The following is a 16,654-nucleotide window of genomic DNA, read 5'->3' as shown; positions in this document are numbered from 1 at the left end:
CCCCGGGCGGGGCCCGGCCGGATCCGTGAGCGTCGACACACCCCGCCCGCAAGGCAGCACGCACCACGAGCAGCACGAACCACGAAACAGGAGACCATGAGCACGCCCGCGACACGGACCGGCCTCGACGCGAGCGCACTGATCCGCTGGTACGAACGCGAGCAGCGCGACCTGCCGTGGCGCCGCGACGATGCGAGCGCGTGGCACATCCTGATGAGCGAGATCATGCTCCAGCAGACGCCGGTCGCCCGCGTCGCCCCCGTATGGGAGGAGTGGGTGCGGCGCTGGCCCGTGCCGTCCGCGATGGCGGCCGCGTCGCAGGCCGACGTGCTGCGGGCGTGGGGCCGGCTCGGCTACCCGCGGCGCGCGCTGCGCCTGCACGAGTGCGCGGGAGTGCTCGCGGAACGCCACGGCGACGTCGTACCCGACGACGTCGACACCCTGCTCGCGTTACCGGGCATCGGTGCGTACACGGCCCGCGCGGTCGCGTGCTTCGCCTACGGCAAGCGCGTTCCGGTCGTCGATACCAATGTCCGACGCGTCGTCGCGCGCGCGGTCCACGGCGCCGCCGAACCCGGCAATCCCTCCACGACACGCGATCTCGCCGACGTCGAGGCGCTCCTCCCCCGCACCCGCGCCCGCGCCGCGGTGTTCTCGGCCGCGCTGATGGAACTCGGCGCCGTGGTCTGCACCGCCCGCAAGCCGGACTGCGCGAGTTGCCCACTGCCGCACTGCGCGTGGAATGCCGCCGGCAGGCCTGCCCACACCGGTGAGCCGAAGCGTATCCAGAAGTTCGCGGGTACCGACCGGCAGGTACGCGGAAAGCTCATGGCGGTACTCCGCGAGAGTCACGGGCCGGTCGAACGCGCCGCGCTCGACCTCGTGTGGCTCACCGATCCGACTCAGCGCGATCGCGCATTGCACTCACTGCTCGTCGACGGCCTCGTCGAGCAGACCCGCGACGGACTGTTCGCTCTCGCGGGCGAGGGCGAGTGACGCTGCACCCGAATCGTTCTCGCTCTCTGCCAGAAAGCTCGACACGATCTCGCGGTAGCGCTCGGGGCGGTCGTCGTGCACCAGGTGACCCGCCCCGCCGACGCGGACGTAGCGGCTTCCGGGCCGTTCTGCCATTCGCCGCATCTGCCCTTCGGGGGTGATCGTGTACTCGCCCTCGATCACGAGAGCGGGCGCCTCGACGGCGTGCCATTCGCGCCAGAAGTGCCGGGCGCCCCACTCCTCCGAGATGTCCCGGAACGTGCCGACGTCCCCGTGCAGATACCAACCGTCGTCGCGACGGTCGAACGAATCCAGGAAATACTGCCCCGCGACAGGTCCGAAATAGTCGATCACCTTCTGCTCCGACGGGAACGGCTGCGGCCAGTTCTCGATCATCGCGGCCCAGTCGCGGGCAGTGCGGCCCCGGAAATCGGGCGCCATGTCCTCGACGACCAGCGCCCGCACGCGTTCGGGATGGGCGGCCGCGTACATCCAGCCGTGCAGTGCACCCATCGAGTGGCCGACGACGATCATGCGCTCGCCGTCCAGACCCGCCCGCTCGACGTGCGCCGCGAGGTCCGCGACGAACGCTTCGGTGGTGAGCTCGGCAGGCGCGGGGCGGCCGTGCCCGGCGGCGTCGAACGTGTGGACGTGCCCGAACGCGCGCAGCCACGGCACGTGTCTGCGCCACGTCGCGCCACGGCCCATCAGTCCGTGCAACAGCAGGATCGGGGTGCCCTCGCCGCCCTCGTCGTGCAGCGGTGCGTCGTGTGAGCGTCCCTGCGCGGTGTCCCTCATCGACGTCACGCTAGCGGAGTACCCTCGCGGCATGGCAGTGGTGAAGATCAACGCAATCGACGTTCCCGAAGGCGCGGGCCCCGAGCTCGAGAAGCGGTTCGCGAATCGCGCGCACACCGTCGAGAACTCCCCCGGCTTCCTCGGCTTCCAGCTTCTGCGCCCCACCGCGGGCGAGACGCGCTACTTCGTCGTCACCGAATGGGAGACCGAAGAGGCTTTCGCCGCGTGGCGCGACGGCTCGGCGAAGGCCGCGCACGCAGGCAGCGAGGGCAAGAAGCCCGTCGCGAGCGGCGCGTCGCTGCTCGAGTTCGAGGTGGTCCTGGACGTCAAGGCTTCCGCGTAGCCGCACGACCTCAGCCGGGCACAGCCCGGAATGCCCTGATTGACACCGGCACTCGCCGGTGCCACTATTCGCTCGACCCTGCGACGGCTCGACAGGAATCCGGTGCAACTCCGGAACGGTCGCGCCACTGTGATTCGCCGGTACTCCTTCGGGTGTGACGGCGACAGTCAGACACTGTTGCCGTCGCCTCACCTTGTATGGGACGCGAGATCCCGTGAAGGAGTTGCCATGGCACTGGTCCATTCGCCCGACGCATCGATCGATGCGAAGCGGCTGGCGGCCGTCTCGTTCGTGATCGTGTTGCTCGCGATGCTCGCGCTCTACGTGGTCGGCTTCGACCAGGGCGCCGTCTCGCGCACCGGCATGTACATGCACGAACTCATGCACGACGGCCGTCACCTGCTGGGCCTCCCGTGTCACTGACCGCACCCGCTCCCGCCCGCGTCACCGAGTCCCTCGGCACGCTCGTCGTACGCGGCCTGCTCGCCGGCATCGTCGCGGGCCTGCTCGCAGGCGCTGTCGCATTCGTCGTCGGCGAACCACACATCGACAGCGCGATCGCGATCGAGGAAGCCGCGGCCGAACCGGCCGAACATTCCCACGAAGCTGCCGAAACTGCGGGGCACACTCACGGCGACGAGGACGAACCGCTCGTCACCCGCGACGGCCAGCGCGCCGGCCTGTTCCTCGCGACCGGACTCGCGGGCGCCGCGCTCGGCGCGGTGTTCGCAGTGGCGACGTACTACGCGCGTCGGTCTTCGTCGCTGTCGCCGCCTGTCCTCGCCCTGGTGACCGCCGCACTCGGATGGCTCGCGATCGAAGCGGTGCCGTTCGCGAAGTACCCGGCCAATCCGCCCGCGGTCGGCGATCCGGACACGATCGATCAGCGCACGCTGCTGTGGCTCGCGGCCGTCGTCCTCGGCCTCGCGGCAGTCGGGATCGCGGGCGTCGTACTGCGAGCACTGCGCGCACGCGCCACTCCGATGACCCGCATCGTGGTGACCGTCGCAACGTTCGTCGTGGTCGTCGTTGCCGGGTATCTGATGCTTCCCACGATCGACGAGGTGAGCGACGACTTCCCCGCGACGCTGCTGTGGCAGTTCCGGGTGTCGTCGCTCGCCGTGCAGGCCACCCTGTGGCTCGTGCTGGGTCTTGCCTTCGCGTGGCTCACCGAACGTGCGTCACGAAGCGAGTCCCGAACCACCGCAGCGTAGTTCGCACCGGCGGAGTTCGGCCGACCGCGCAGCAGACCGCCTGTTCAGCGGTGGCGGTGCGGCTCGATCCCCCGCATCGGGTCGAGCCGGTGCGGGTCCTCCTCGAGCAGCTCGCGGTCCCACTTCGCGAGTTCGGCCTCGGCCTCGTAAGTCGACTGGAAGAACTCGAGCGCGGCCGCGTCGGGGTCCGCCGCGGCGCGCGCCTTCTCGTACGGCAGCAGGAACTCCTCGATGTCGGTGCTCCAGTAGGCGCCCGCGGGCCCGACGGGCCACGTGTCGAACCCGTCGGGCTGCGGGTACGCGTAGGCGTAGAACGCGCCCTCGTCGCCCCCACCGGGCCAGAACCCGATCGACGACAACTCGCGCGAGTAGCCCTCGACCATCACCCAGTCGGCGCAGTTCGGCGCACCGCCGGGATGCACAGGGGCCCGACGGCCCGAGAAGCGCGTGCATGCCATGTCGAACGAACCCCAGAAGAAGTGCACGGGGCTGTTCTTGCCCACGAACCGTGCACGGAACCTTTTCATCACCCGCTCGACCTGCACGAGCTGACCATGGAACTGTCGGACGGCGCCCGCGTCGTAGGACGAGTGCTCGGTGTCGACCGGGAACGGGATCGCAGCGGCGACCTCGTTGGGGGTCGTCGAGATCCGGGTCTCGAAGCCGAGCTCACGCAGCACCGACATCGTCTCGTCGTAGAACGACGCGACCGTCCGGGGTTCGAGTGCGACGGTCCGCGTCTCGCCGCGGCTCGAACGGACGACGAGTCGGTCCGCGAGGAAGTCGAACTCGATGTCGAAGGACGCGTTGCCGTACGGGATGTTCGACGTCGTCAGCCCCCGCGGAGTGACGTACAGGGCGACCTCCCACCAGTGGTTGACCAGCGGCGAGTTCGCGAGCCGCACCTTGCCGACGATCTGGGTCCACATGTGCAGGGTGTCCCTCGTCGCGGTCCAGTCGTCGACCCTCAGGCCCGGCCACGTCTGCTCACTCACTTCGCACTCCCGCCGTCCAGAGATCCACCGGTCTGCCGTGTCCAGTGTGTCCCACCGTGGACGGTCACCGGGCGAATTCCGCGGGCGGAGTGCGTCAGTCGTGCGTCTCGGCCTGCGAGAGCAACTGCACGAACACGTCCTCGGGCTGCGCACCCGACACCGCGAGCCGGCCGTTCGCAATGAAGAACGGCACGCCCGTGATCTGCAACTGCCGTGCTGCCGCAAGATCGTCGCGCACCTCGTCGGCGCCCTCGCCCGCATCGAGACGAGACTTGACGTCGTCGGCGTCGAGGCCCTCGCTCGCCGCGATGTCGACCAGCACGTCGCGGTCGTCGACCGCCCGCCCCTCGACGAAGTGTGCGCGGAACAATGCATCGACGACGCCGTCGGCGCGGTCGCCTGCGAGCTGCACCAGCCGGTGCGCGTCGAACGTGTTGGCGGCGATCGCGCGGTCGAAGTCGAGTTCGAGACCGACCGACTGCGCATTGCGGACCACCTGCGCGAACATCTGGCGCACCTGCTCCTCGCTCATGCCCTTCATCTCGACGAGCGCATCGATCTCCCGCCTGCCCGCACCGACCGGGGCGGTCGGATCGAGCTGGTACGCGTGCCACCGGACGCGGACCCGGTCACGGCCGTCGAAGCTGCGCAGCGCCGCCGCGAATCGGTGCTTGCCGATGTAGCACCATGGGCAGGCGATGTCGGAGAAGACATCGACCGTGATGTCCCGGTCGATGTCGGAGGCGGAAGTCGGGGCGTCGTGGTTCACGTCTCGATGCAACCACGACGCCACCCGCATTGTTCCGTCGATCAGCCGTCGAGCTGGGCGTCCAGGGTGATGTCGACACCGGTCAGGGCCTTACTCACCGGGCACGACTCCTTCGCCGCCTGTGCGGCCTTCGCGAATCCGTCGGCGTCGAGCCCGGTGACCTCGGCGCGCACGGTGAGGGCGATGCCGGTGAGCTTGAACCCGGGATCGTCCGGGCCGAGCGACACGTCGGCCTTGACCTCGATGCTCTGCGGCGTGCCGCCCGCTTCACCGATCAGCGCCGACAGCTGCATCGCGTAGCACGACGAATGCGCCGCGGCGATCAACTCTTCGGGGCTGGTGAACCCGCCGGCGTCGTCGGCCGCGCGCTTCGGGAACGACACCTCGAACGTCGCGAGCCCCGAACTCGTGAGCTCGACCTGGCCGCTGCCGTCCTGCAGTCCGCCGTTCCATGCGGTGCGCGCTGTGCGAGTGGGCATGTGGAACTCCTTCGTCGGTCGTTCGGACTGGGTGGCCCGGCCGCGCCGGGCCCTCTTCCGCAACGTACCGCAGGGGCGGCGGACCCGTAGGCCGGTAGGTACGACCGGGGCCGCGGACAGCACGACACCCCCGCACATGCGTGCACGGGGGTGTCGTGAGCCTGCCGGACTACCGGGAAGCGCGTCCGGCTATTCGTCGCCTGCCGCGGACTTCGCGAAGTCCTCGGGCACCTCGTCGGGCACCGTGACCGGCTTTTCCTCGCCACGGAACGTGAACTTGGCGTCCTCGCCCGAGCCTTCGCCGTCCCAGCCTTCGACGTCGACGTGGACGATCTCGCCGGCACCGACCTCGCCGAACAGAATCTTCTCGGACAGCTGGTCTTCGATCTCGCGCTGGATGGTGCGACGCAGCGGGCGCGCACCGAGCACCGGATCGAAGCCACGCTTCGCGAGGAGGTTCTTGGCCAGCGGGCTGACCTCGATGTCCATGTCCTTGTTCTTGAGCGCCTGCTCGACGCGGCCGATCATCAGGTCCACCATCTCGACGATCTGCTCGGTGGTGAGCTGGTGGAACACGACGATGTCGTCGATTCGGTTGAGGAACTCCGGGCGGAAGTGCTTCTTCAGCTCGTCGTGGACCTTGAGCTTCATCCGCTCGTAGTTCGACTGGTCGCCGTTGCCCTGGGTGAAGCCAAGGCCGACGGCCTTGGAGATGTCCGAGGTACCGAGGTTCGAGGTGAAGATCAGCACGGTGTTTTTGAAGTCGACCGTGCGGCCCTGACCGTCCGTGAGGCGGCCGTCCTCGAGGACCTGCAGGAGCGTGTTGTAGATCTCCTGATGGGCCTTCTCGATCTCGTCGAACAGCACCACGGAGAACGGCTTGCGGCGCACCTTCTCGGTGAGCTGGCCGCCCTCTTCGTAACCGACGTATCCGGGAGGGGCACCGAACAGACGCGACGCGGTGAACCGGTCGTGGAACTCGCCCATGTCGATCTGGATGAGCGCGTCGTCCTCGCCGAACAGGAAGTTCGCGAGCGCCTTGGACAGCTCGGTCTTACCGACACCCGACGGGCCCGCGAAGATGAACGAGCCGGACGGACGCTTCGGGTCCTTGAGCCCCGCGCGGGTACGACGGATCGCCTTGGCGACTGCCTTGACGGCGTCCTCCTGGCCGATGATCCGCTTGTGCAGCTCGTCCTCCATACGGAGCAGACGCGTGGTCTCCTCCTCGGTGAGCTTGAACACGGGGATGCCGGTCCAGTTGCCCAGAACCTCGGCGATCTGCTCGTCGTCGACTTCGGCGATGACGTCGAGGTCGCCGCTGCGCCACTGCTTCTCACGCTCGGCGCGCTGCGCGACGAGCTGCTTCTCCTTGTCGCGCAGGCTCGCGGCCTTCTCGAAGTCCTGCGCGTCGATCGCCGATTCCTTCTCGCGGCGGGCATCGGCGATCTTGTCGTCGAACTCGCGCAGGTCCGGCGGCGCGGTCATCCGGCGGATGCGCATCCGCGCGCCCGCCTCGTCGATGAGGTCGATCGCCTTGTCCGGCAGGAAGCGGTCGTTGATGTAGCGGTCCGCGAGCGTCGCGGCCGCGACGAGCGCACCGTCGGTGATCGAGACCCGGTGGTGCGCCTCGTAACGATCGCGCAGGCCCTTGAGGATCTCGATGGTGTGCTCGACCGTCGGCTCGCCGACCTGAACCGGCTGGAAACGACGCTCGAGCGCCGCGTCCTTCTCGATGTACTTGCGGTACTCGTCGAGCGTGGTGGCACCGATGGTCTGCAGCTCGCCACGAGCCAGCTTCGGCTTGAGGATCGAGGCCGCGTCGATGGCACCCTCGGCCGCACCGGCACCCACGAGGGTGTGCAGCTCGTCGATGAACAGGATGATGTCGCCGCGGGTGTTGATCTCCTTGAGGACCTTCTTGAGGCGTTCCTCGAAGTCACCGCGGTAACGGCTACCCGCGACCAGGGAGCCCAGGTCGAGGGTGTAGAGCTGCTTGTCCTTGAGCGTCTCGGGCACCTCGCCGTTGACGATCGCCTGCGCGAGGCCCTCGACGACGGCGGTCTTGCCGACGCCCGGCTCGCCGATGAGGACGGGGTTGTTCTTGGTGCGGCGGCTCAGCACCTGCATGACGCGCTCGATCTCCTTCGAGCGGCCGATGACCGGGTCGAGCTTGCCTTCCAGCGCGGCCTGCGTCAGATTGCGGCCGAACTGGTCGAGCACGAGAGACGTCGACGGCGTGCCGGCCTCGCTGCGCGACGCACCGGCTTCCTGCGGCTCCTTGCCCTGGTAGCCCGACAGCAGTTGGATGACCTGCTGACGGACACGGTTGAGATCGGCACCGAGCTTGACCAGAACCTGCGCGGCGACGCCTTCGCCCTCACGGATGAGGCCGAGCAGGATGTGCTCCGTACCGATGTAGTTGTGGCCGAGCTGCAGCGCTTCGCGCAGGCTCAGCTCGAGGACCTTCTTGGCGCGCGGCGTGAAGGGAATGTGACCGGACGGGGCCTGCTGACCCTGACCGATGATCTCTTCGACCTGGCTGCGCACTCCTTCGAGGGAGATACCCAACGACTCCAGCGACTTCGCCGCAACACCCTCGCCCTCGTGGATGAGACCGAGGAGGATGTGCTCCGTGCCGATGTAGTTGTGGTTGAGCATCCTGGCCTCTTCTTGAGCCAGGACAACAACGCGCCGTGCGCGGTCGGTGAACCTCTCGAACATCGCTCTCCCTCACACTCTCCGGCAGTCAGGGACGAGACCGGGTGTCTCGTCGGTGCTTGCCGTGGTTCGCTCCGGCACTACCGGCAGATCGCAGGAACCGACGATCACGATGCGATGCGTTCAGATTCCACGACCCCACTCAACACTCTAGTTGGGCATCGATCTGCCTGTCGCCACTCCACCTGGTTCGGCGCAGTCGCAGGCCTGCATGAACTGTCCAACGTCGCAGGTCGCGGGATCGTTTCCCGATCGCTGTACGCCGAGGGCGAACAACACGTCGGCCGTTGCCGAGGCGCAGGGCACGTGCGGGTCAACCCACCACACTCGTGCACACGACTTCGAGTTCCGTGAGAGCAGTGTCGAGAGGTTCGGGACTGCGTCGCGCCTGGGACAGCATGAGAGCGCCTTCGAGGCTTGCCAACACGAGAGCGGCGACGGACGCGGCGCGGTCCGCGGGCGCGCCCTCGGCGCGGAGCTTGTCGGCGATCACGTCGCGCCACTCGTCGAATGCGGCCGCAGCCACGACGCGGGCACCGTCCTCGGTGCCGAGGGCGGCAGCCGCCATCGGACAGCCGGCGCGGTAGTCGCTCTTCTCGAGTCCTCGACGCCACAGCGCGACCAGCGCTCGCAGCGCCCCGACCGTGTCGTCCGCGTCGAGAATGCGGCGCACGCCACGACCGAGAGTGTCCGCGGCCGAGCGCGTCGCATCCTCCACCAACTGACCCTTGCCACCGGGAAAGTGGTGGTAGATCGATCCGCGCGGTGCGCCGCTGTGCGCGAGGACGTCGGCGAACGACGTCCCGGCCACACCACGCTCGCGGACGAGCGCCACGGTGCTGTCGATCATCGACGCGCGCGTGCCGGTCGCCGGATCCTGCTTCTTCGCCACGGTCGCCCCTTCCCGGTGTCGCGGCTATTCTATGTATGCCGTCATACTTAGAGCAATCCGGCCCGCAGCGGGCCGAACCGAACCGCCAGAGGAGCCGCCGTGACCGAGCCCGTCACCACCGTCACCCACCCCTTCGACGCCGCCGTCGAGCTCGACTACACGGGCGACGGCCGATTCACCGGCCACACCTCACCGGCCTACAACAACATGGTCGGCCCGTTCGGCGGCGCCACGGCGGCGACCCTCCTGCACGCCGTCGAACTGCATCCGGACCGCCTCGGCGCACCGCTGTCCATCACGGTCAACTTCGCGGGGCCGATCACGGACGGACCGTTCGACATCACTGCGCGAGCGGTGCGCACCAACCGCACGAACCAGCACTGGTCGCTCGAACTGACCCAGGACGGAGTCGTCGCCACCACGGCGACCGCGGTGTTCGGCCTGCGCCGCGACACGTGGACGGACACCGAGGACGAGCGCCCCACCACTCCACAGCCCGCCGACCTCGAGCGCACCGACTTCCCTGAATTCATCATGTGGCCGCGCAACTACGACATGCGCTTCGTCGAGGGCGACGTGCCCGGCGAGGGTGCGTCCGAGTCACCGAGCTCGACGTCGACACTGTGGCTGCGCGACGAACCGGCACGCCCGCTGGACTACGCGGCCCTCACCTCGATGTGTGACGCGTTCTACCCACGCGTGTTCCTGCGCAAGGGCCAGTACGTGCCCGCGGGCACGGTGTCGTTCACGGTCTACTTCCATGCCGACGACGCGGAGATCGCCGCTCAGGGCACCGACCACGTGCTCGCGACCGCGCATACGGCGCGGTTCGGGCGCGGGTATTTCGACCAGCACGCACAGTTGTGGGGAACCGACGGCACGCTCCTCGCGACCAGCCAGCAGATCGTCTACTTCAAGTAGCCGGAAGGCACGACGCGCCGCAGGCCGCGCACGGATCGGTCGCACTGTCGCATCGTGCGCGGCCTGCGCACGATGCGACAGTGCGACCGTCTACCCACCGGCGATGCGGTGCTCAGTGCGCCGAATTGTAGGCGTCCACGACGTCGGCGGAAATGCGGCCACGCGCGGACACCTTCATGCCGTTCTTGCGTGCCCATTCGCGAATGGCAGCGCTCTGCTCGCGGTCGACGGACGCGCGCGGCTTCGCCGACGAGGACGCCGACTTGGTGCGCTTGCGGCCCGTGACGCGACGCGCGTGCGACACCCACACCGCCAACTGCTCACGCAGCTTTTCGGCGTTTTCCGACGACAGATCGATTTCGTACTGGACGCCGTCCAGACCGAACTCGACCGTTTCGTCGGCCGCAGCGTCCTGATCGACGTCGTCGATGAGCGTTACCGTGACTTTCTTGGCCATGAACGAAAAATCCTCTCGGTCGCACTCGGATCGAACAATCGGTTATCCGGTATTAATCGGTACCCTACCCGATAATTCGATTCGAAATGTGCGACCGCGCCGACCCGCATTCACGCGCCCGTGATCGCGACGGAATTGGTCAGTGCCCGGCGGGGCGAACGAGGGGGAAAAGAATGGTCTCGCGAATTCCGAGGCCCGTGAGCGCCATGAGCAGACGATCGATTCCCATACCGGTGCCGGTGGTGGGCGGCATGCCCTGTTCCATCGCGGCCAGGAACTCCTCGTCGAGCATCATCGCCTCGTCGTCTCCGCCCGCCGCGAGCCGCGCCTGGTCGACGAACCGCTCGCGCTGGATCACCGGGTCGACCAGTTCCGAGTATCCGGTGGCGAGTTCGAATCCGCGCACATAGAGGTCCCACTTCTCGGTGACGCCCGGCGTGTCGCGGTGGTCGCGGGTGAGCGGCGACGTCTCGACCGGGAAATCACGCACGAATGTGGGTTCGTACAGCTGGTCACCGCACATGTGCTCCCACAATTCCTCGACGAGCTTGCCGTGGCCGTATCCCTTGTCCTTCGGCACTTCGAGCCCGACCTTCTCGGCGAGCGACAACAATTCGGCGACGGTCGTGTCGGGCGTGACGTCGACGCCGATCGCGTCGGACAGCGACGGATACATCTCGAGCGTCTTCCACTCGCCACCGAAGTCGTACTCGCTGCCGTCGGCGAGAGTGATGAGCGTGCTGCCGAATGCACCGCGCGCGACTTCCTGCACGAGTTCGCGGATCATGATCGCAGAATCGTCGTACGTGCCGTACGCCTCGTAGGTCTCGAGCATCGCGAATTCGGGCGAATGCGTCGAGTCCACACCTTCGTTGCGGAAATTGCGATTGATCTCGAAGACCTTCTCGATACCGCCGACGACGCATCTCTTGAGGAACAACTCGGGCGCGATCCGCAGATACAGATCGATGTCGAGTGCGTTCGAGTGCGTGACGAACGGCCGCGCCGCCGCGCCGCCGTGCAGGGTCTGCAGCATCGGCGTCTCGACCTCGAGGAAGCCGCGGCGTTCGAGGGCTGCCCGCAGCTCACGCACGACGGTGACGCGCTTACGTGCGGTTTCGCGCGCCTCGGGGCGCACGATCAGGTCGACGTACCGCTGCCGCACGCGGGACTCTTCGCTCATCTCCTTGTGTGCGACGGGCAGCGGACGCAGCGACTTCGACGCGATCTGCCAGGACGACGCCATGACGCTGAGCTCGCCGCGGCGCGAGCTGATGACCTCGCCGCGCACGAACACGTAGTCGCCGAGATCGACGTCGGACTTCCACTCGGCGAGCGACTCGTCGCCCACGTTGGCGAGGCTGATCATCGCCTGCAGCTTGGTGCCGTCGCCTTCCTGCAGCGTCGCGAAGCACAACTTGCCGGTGTTGCGGAGGAAGATGACGCGGCCGACGACGCCGACGACCTCCCCCGTCGCCGTGTCCGGCTCGAGGTCCGGGTGCGCTGCACGGACCTGCGCGAGCGAGTGGGTGCGTGGCACCGACACCGGATACGCCTGCTTGCCCTGTTCGAGTAGACGCGCCCGCTTCTCGTGGCGGATGCGGATCTGCTCCGGGGTGTCGTCGTCGTGTGTCTGGGGTGCGTCACTCACGGGTTACCAGGGTAATCGACGTGCCCGCGGCGTCGTGTCGCGGCGCTTCAGTGCGACGCGACGGTCGCGAGTTCACGGACGCAGTGCCGGGCTCCGATGACCGAGCCGACGAGGCCGGCCGCCTTGATCGCCTGATATCCGCCCGCGATGTCGGTGGCGCGGTGGAGGCCGAGATCCTGCAGCGCAGCAGCAGCGAGGCTCGACGTGTATCCCTCGGAGCACACGACTATCCATTCGACGTCGTGATCGACGGCGAGGGCGAGGCGCGCACCGCTCAGCGGGTCGCAGCGCCACTCGAGCACGTTCCGCTCGATCGCGAGTGCGCCGGGCAGGGTGCCTTCGCGGTCGCGCTGCGCTTGCGGCCGGATGTCGACCACGATCGCACCGCGCGCGACGGCGACGGGCAGGTCGGTGGCGTCCATGCGCTCGATGCGGGCGCGCGCGCCCTCCAGCATCTGTTCGATCGTGATGCTCATGCGGGTGCCCCTTCGGGGAGGTCGGTGAGTTCGCTGCGGGTGCGGCGCAGGGTGCCGCGGTCGGTGACTTCGTAGTAGGACATCGCGGTGAGCGGTGGCGAGTACGCGTGCACGCTCAGCGTCGGGCCCGATCTCGGTTCACCCGGTGGATCGATTGCCCGCGTGACGTCGTGCACCCAGCCGAGCGGGAAGGCTGCCTGGTCGCCGGTGCCGAGCACTCGATGCGCGAGTTCCTCTCCTGTCCAACGGAATTCGGAGAGCGAACCACTCAGGACCGTGAGCGCGCCGAGCGAGCCTGCGTGATCGTGCAACTCGGTGGACCGGTCGGGCACCCAACTGATGAGCCACACGTCGACGTCGTCGTCGGCGTGGATGCGCGTGGACCAGCGCTCGGCGGTGGGCCACACGGCGGGAAGCAGGGCGTCGTGGCTGCCGTCGAGCACCTCGGCTGCGGCACGATCAGCGATGTGCAGCAGATCCGCCGAACGCAGCGGCGTGGGAGAGATCGAGACGGCAGGAGAGATGACAGAAGTATTCGTGTGCGACACGAGAGGGACTCCAGGAATGTGTGATGGGTCGAGGCAGCAGTCAGCCTCGACAACACTCCTGAGCGCTCATCGTCGTATGCACGGAACAGAGTGTGCCACAGCTCCGGGCGTCTGGAAAGCATCGGCCGCACAGTCGTGACGACGACCACCTGCACTCCCTTCGCGGCGCCGGCCCGAGAGTCGCAACGACGCCCGGACCGTTGCTAGTGTGCAGCCGGATATTCGGGGAACGGATATTCGGGGAAGGGGGGCCGACCGTTGGTTGACCACGGCCGTGAACAGCGCAGGGCCGACAACGACGCACTGAACGCACAGGTCGAGTCGATGCTCGCGGCGTTCGAGGATCAGACCAGACAGCTGGCGGGACTCCGAGAGTCGTTGGGAGCAATCGAGGCGGAAGGCTGGTCCACGGACCGGCACGTCCGAGTGACCGCAAACGCCGGGGGTATCCCGATCGACGTCTGGATCGCCGACGACGCGTTCCACCGATCCACACCGCGTGGGCTTGCAGCCTCGGTTGCCGAAGCCGCGCAGGCCGCAGCCCGAAATGCGCAGCAGCAAGCCGCTGCGGCCGTCGCACCGATCACGGACGCCGCCGGCGCCATGCCCGACCTCTCCGAGCTGACTCCCGGCGCGCCGAGCCTGCACGAGATCTTCGACTCGTTCATTCCACCACTGGACGAGCGGGTGCCCGGACAGGGTGCGCCGACCGAACCGAACGACGTCGCACGAGACGACGACGGGCGGCCGGCGAGCTGGCTCAAGGATCGATGGTGACGCGATGAGCGACCGCCTGAGAGTCGATCTCGAGCAGTTCCGTGCCTTGGTTCCCGAATTCGACGACCTCGAATCACACACCACTTCGGTCCGGTCTGCGCTCACGCAGGGCCTCGACGGCGAGGGTGAGTGCTGGGGCGCCGACGAAGTGGGCGCCGCGTTTGCCGCGAAGTACGTCGCCCCGGCGGAGGACACGATCGAAGCCGTCACGTTGTTGGCCCGGATCTTCAGTTTGATCGGCGACAAGGTCGATCGCACTGCAGACTCGTTCGCGCACACCGACGCCCGAACCGGGGACACGCTCGGCTGGATCGATCCGGGCGTCGGGGGCTGACACATGGGTATCGAAATCCCGGGCTACCTGCGCTGGGTGTCCGACAAGGTTCTCGGCACCGATTGGCCGGACGCCGACGAGACCGCGATGCAACGGTGCGCCGACTATTGGGACAGCGCAGCGTCTTCGGTGTCTCATCTCAACGACCTCGGCGACGACACTGTTCGGCAGCTGCTCGACTCGATCGAGGGCGACGTCAACGACGCGATCGCCGACATGTGGAGACAGATCGGCGGCGACGCCGGCGCGATGCGCGAGTTGATGCAGGCGTGCGACGAACTCGCCGGAATGATCGACGGCGCAGCACAAGACGTGCGGCGGGCGAAGCTCGCCATCATCGCGAATCTCGCTACGCCGGCCGCCTCTCTGGTTGCGGCAGCCGCAACGGTCTGGGCGTTCGGCGCCGGCGCCGCAGCCGGTGCCGCAGCGACTTTCGCCGCTCGCACGTCGATCCAGATGATCATCCGGCAGCTGATCCAGCAGATGCTTCAGAGATTCGCTATGGCGAGCCTGGGCCAGCTCTCGCGAGCAATCGGTAAGAACATCGCCGTCAGCGCATTGACCGGGGCAGGTATCGAGGGCGGCATCGAGGGCGGATTGCAAGTCTGGGAAAAGCGCGAAGGGCTACGCGACGACTACGACTACGGCGACATCGCTCAAGCCTCAGGACACGGTGCCGTCAAGGGCGGCGTCCAAGGCGCATTCAAGATCGGCGTTCGTGGCGAGCTACCCCAAGACGTTGGTCTTTTCACTACCGACAAGGCCAAGCAGATTGCCTCCGACCAAGTGAAGCCGGACCACATTGCAGGCGGCATGCTCGGCAAGGACATCGCCGATGCAACCGTCGGCAAGCCAGACGGCAGTGTAGGGGAACGCCTCAAGGACGTGTCCGAAGCGTCGAGCCTCGATATACCGCCTGATACTTTCACCGGTCCCCCGTCTCGATCGGAGTCCCCCAACCATGACTGAACAAGCTCGCTCCCTCTCACCACTCGATGCCGCAGAGTTCGTTGTTAAACGACCCGACCTGGAAGGCCTCTACAAAAAACTGGCCATCGAATCCACCCGTGGGACTCCACTCGGCATCGCACAGGTCGCAGGCAACAAGGCGCTGCTCATGCTGAACTGGTTCACGAGCGACTGGCTCTTCCCAGCGCGACCGTGGGAAGTGCTGGACAAGGACGGACTGCCGATCCTGTGGATCGAGTTCGGGGGGCTCGTGCGGCCGGTCGTCCTCACTGTCCGGCGGCCGGACCGCAGTCTCATAGGTCGCCTGATCGGCCAGACTTGGCTGACAACCTGGAGAAACAAAGGCTTCTGGGTGGAGATAGATGGCCAGCGGACGGGTGAGATCCTCGCCGACAAGAGCGAGTACCGGTTCGTTGATTCCGCCAGATCCGAACTCGGTCGCGCCGAGAAGAAGCCAGGTCGCGCGCCGTACACGATAAGGTATGCGCGCACCACCTTCCGGGCCGAGCAGCCTTTGTCCGAAGCACATGCTGGCCTAGCGCTGGCAGCTGCAATCCTCAGACACATCGTATGAGCGCAGAGACGGACATCCTCGAACAGCCGCAATCCGCCCTTCTCACGGTCGCTGAGCTTACCGTCGCGAAGAAGCGGGGCACCTTCTTCAACGAGCTGACCATCACAGGACCGCAGGGGGAGCAACTCGGATCGGCGCGTGAGGCCGGCAACGTACTCCTGCGGCTGGTCAACGTCCTCTCGGACAGCCTTCTTTTTCCGTCGAGGCCGTCCGTGGTGCGGGATGCGCAAGCACGTGCCGTGCTGCGAATTCAGCGGAGAGGCATTCTGCGCCGCCACACTTCCATCGTCCGTCGGCCGGATCGCACGCTGATCGGCAAAGTCGTGGGCAAGACATGGGCGTCCGGATTTCGCCATACCGGTTACTGGATCGAGGTCGACGGTCAGCGAGTTGGGGAACTCGTGTTCGAAAAGCCCGCGTACCGAATATTGGACAACGCGGGTGTCGAACTCGCAGAAGTAGCGAGGCTAGGCGAGTCCCGCACTCACGTCACGTATGTCCACACGCGCCTACGAGCCCACCAACCCCTGTCCGAGTCGATTGCCGCTCTCGCCATCGCTGCGATGATCATCAGAAACGAGGGCGGGTGAAGCGGACTCCCTGCGTCGGTTCACCATCCAGGACGACCGGCACGTGCCCTGCATCCACAGATGTCTGCGCGCACCACTTTCCGCTCCGAGCAACGCCTCTCCGAACCACATGCCGCCCTTGCCCTGGCAGCGACAATCCTCAGACACATC

At 67.2% G+C, this 16,654-nt stretch carries 20 protein-coding genes and 1 riboswitch; of the genes, 10 read left to right on the top strand and 10 right to left on the bottom strand.

Features of this window, described 5'->3' with window-relative positions; all coding sequences use genetic code 11:
- The first annotated feature begins 96 nt into the window (after positions 1 to 96).
- Complete coding sequence (locus HCA44_RS04915; protein WP_169647418.1) at positions 97 to 996, top strand: A/G-specific adenine glycosylase; 900 nt, start codon at positions 97 to 99, stop codon at positions 994 to 996.
- Here the strand turns inward: HCA44_RS04915 and HCA44_RS04910 are convergent.
- Entirely contained in the window at positions 925 to 1,794 is an 870-nt protein-coding gene (locus HCA44_RS04910; protein WP_169647417.1) for an alpha/beta hydrolase, read from the bottom strand. The genes HCA44_RS04915 and HCA44_RS04910 overlap by 72 nt on opposite strands.
- A 31-nt stretch (positions 1,795 to 1,825) precedes the next feature.
- On the opposite strand from HCA44_RS04910, the gene HCA44_RS04905 reads away from it, so the two are divergent.
- The 3 genes from HCA44_RS04905 to HCA44_RS04895 all read left to right on the top strand — a co-directional run bounded on the left by HCA44_RS04905 (position 1,826) and on the right by HCA44_RS04895 (position 3,351).
- Positions 1,826 to 2,137, top strand: a complete 312-nt coding sequence (locus tag HCA44_RS04905; RefSeq protein ID WP_169647416.1) for an antibiotic biosynthesis monooxygenase — start codon at positions 1,826 to 1,828, stop codon at positions 2,135 to 2,137.
- Positions 2,138 to 2,176: 39 nt separating this feature from the next.
- Positions 2,177 to 2,337: riboswitch (cobalamin riboswitch) on the top strand.
- A gap of 28 nt (positions 2,338 to 2,365) precedes the next feature.
- Entirely contained in the window at positions 2,366 to 2,560 is a 195-nt protein-coding gene (locus HCA44_RS04900) for a CbtB domain-containing protein (RefSeq protein WP_169647415.1), read from the top strand.
- Positions 2,557 to 3,351 carry a CbtA family protein gene (locus tag HCA44_RS04895; protein ID WP_169647768.1) on the top strand — a complete coding sequence of 265 codons (795 nt, stop codon included), beginning with the start codon at positions 2,557 to 2,559 and terminating at the stop codon, positions 3,349 to 3,351. The genes HCA44_RS04900 and HCA44_RS04895 overlap by 4 nt, the downstream gene beginning before the upstream one ends.
- Before the next feature lie 44 nt (positions 3,352 to 3,395).
- Here HCA44_RS04895 and HCA44_RS04890 read toward each other — a convergent pair whose 3' ends face one another.
- The 5 genes from HCA44_RS04890 to HCA44_RS04870 form a co-directional block, all read right to left on the bottom strand.
- Positions 3,396 to 4,346 (bottom strand): DUF5996 family protein, encoded by a 951-nt coding sequence (locus HCA44_RS04890; protein ID WP_346764583.1) that lies wholly within the window; start codon positions 4,344 to 4,346, stop codon positions 3,396 to 3,398.
- Positions 4,347 to 4,440: 94 nt separating this feature from the next.
- Positions 4,441 to 5,115, bottom strand: a complete 675-nt coding sequence (locus HCA44_RS04885; protein WP_346764582.1) for a DsbA family oxidoreductase — start codon at positions 5,113 to 5,115, stop codon at positions 4,441 to 4,443.
- A 41-nt stretch (positions 5,116 to 5,156) separates the two neighbouring features.
- Complete coding sequence (locus HCA44_RS04880; protein WP_169647413.1) at positions 5,157 to 5,594, bottom strand: OsmC family protein; 438 nt, start codon at positions 5,592 to 5,594, stop codon at positions 5,157 to 5,159.
- Positions 5,595 to 5,783: 189 nt separating this feature from the next.
- Entirely contained in the window at positions 5,784 to 8,318 is a 2,535-nt protein-coding gene (locus tag HCA44_RS04875; RefSeq protein ID WP_169647412.1) for an ATP-dependent Clp protease ATP-binding subunit, read from the bottom strand.
- Positions 8,319 to 8,628: 310 nt separating this feature from the next.
- The gene (locus HCA44_RS04870; RefSeq protein ID WP_346764581.1) at positions 8,629 to 9,207 is read right to left on the bottom strand and encodes a TetR/AcrR family transcriptional regulator; all 579 of its coding nucleotides are present in this window, start codon (positions 9,205 to 9,207) and stop codon (positions 8,629 to 8,631) included.
- A gap of 99 nt (positions 9,208 to 9,306) precedes the next feature.
- On the opposite strand from HCA44_RS04870, the gene HCA44_RS04865 reads away from it, so the two are divergent.
- Entirely contained in the window at positions 9,307 to 10,128 is an 822-nt protein-coding gene (locus HCA44_RS04865) for a thioesterase family protein (RefSeq protein WP_169647411.1), read from the top strand.
- Between the two features lie 112 nt (positions 10,129 to 10,240).
- On the opposite strand, the gene HCA44_RS04860 is transcribed toward HCA44_RS04865, so the two are convergent.
- The 4 genes from HCA44_RS04860 to HCA44_RS04845 form a co-directional block, all read right to left on the bottom strand.
- Positions 10,241 to 10,585: an Lsr2 family protein gene (locus HCA44_RS04860; protein WP_169647410.1), complete on the bottom strand. Its 345-nt coding sequence runs from the start codon at positions 10,583 to 10,585 to the stop codon at positions 10,241 to 10,243.
- Positions 10,586 to 10,724: 139 nt separating this feature from the next.
- Positions 10,725 to 12,236 (bottom strand): lysine--tRNA ligase, encoded by a 1,512-nt coding sequence (gene lysS, locus HCA44_RS04855; RefSeq protein ID WP_169647409.1) that lies wholly within the window; start codon positions 12,234 to 12,236, stop codon positions 10,725 to 10,727.
- Positions 12,237 to 12,283: 47 nt separating this feature from the next.
- On the bottom strand, positions 12,284 to 12,706 hold the full coding sequence (locus HCA44_RS04850) for a rhodanese-like domain-containing protein (protein ID WP_169647764.1): 423 nt from the start codon (positions 12,704 to 12,706) through the stop codon (positions 12,284 to 12,286).
- Positions 12,707 to 12,708: 2 nt separating this feature from the next.
- Positions 12,709 to 13,260, bottom strand: a complete 552-nt coding sequence (locus tag HCA44_RS04845; RefSeq protein ID WP_346764580.1) for a cysteine dioxygenase family protein — start codon at positions 13,258 to 13,260, stop codon at positions 12,709 to 12,711.
- A gap of 324 nt (positions 13,261 to 13,584) precedes the next feature.
- Between HCA44_RS04845 and HCA44_RS04840 the strand changes: the two genes are divergently transcribed.
- From HCA44_RS04840 to HCA44_RS04820, 5 genes are read left to right on the top strand one after another with little or no spacing between them, the layout of a single operon-like run.
- Positions 13,585 to 14,037: a YbaB/EbfC family nucleoid-associated protein gene (locus tag HCA44_RS04840; protein ID WP_240945324.1), complete on the top strand. Its 453-nt coding sequence runs from the start codon at positions 13,585 to 13,587 to the stop codon at positions 14,035 to 14,037.
- 4 nt (positions 14,038 to 14,041) lie between these two features.
- Positions 14,042 to 14,371, top strand: a complete 330-nt coding sequence (locus tag HCA44_RS04835; protein ID WP_169647407.1) for a WXG100 family type VII secretion target — start codon at positions 14,042 to 14,044, stop codon at positions 14,369 to 14,371.
- Positions 14,372 to 14,374: 3 nt separating this feature from the next.
- Positions 14,375 to 15,340, top strand: coding sequence for a hypothetical protein (locus HCA44_RS04830; RefSeq protein WP_169647406.1), 966 nt, complete (start codon positions 14,375 to 14,377; stop codon positions 15,338 to 15,340).
- Positions 15,333 to 15,914, top strand: a complete 582-nt coding sequence (locus HCA44_RS04825) for a hypothetical protein (protein WP_169647405.1) — start codon at positions 15,333 to 15,335, stop codon at positions 15,912 to 15,914. Before HCA44_RS04830 ends, HCA44_RS04825 begins: the two co-directional genes overlap by 8 nt.
- Complete coding sequence (locus tag HCA44_RS04820) at positions 15,911 to 16,504, top strand: hypothetical protein (protein WP_169647404.1); 594 nt, start codon at positions 15,911 to 15,913, stop codon at positions 16,502 to 16,504. Before HCA44_RS04825 ends, HCA44_RS04820 begins: the two co-directional genes overlap by 4 nt.
- The last annotated feature ends 150 nt before the right edge of the window (positions 16,505 to 16,654 follow it).

The organism is Rhodococcus sp. HNM0569, assembly GCF_012726205.1.
Lineage (GTDB): Bacteria > Actinomycetota > Actinomycetes > Mycobacteriales > Mycobacteriaceae > Rhodococcus_F.
This window is presented reverse-complemented; position numbering and strand designations above follow the sequence as displayed.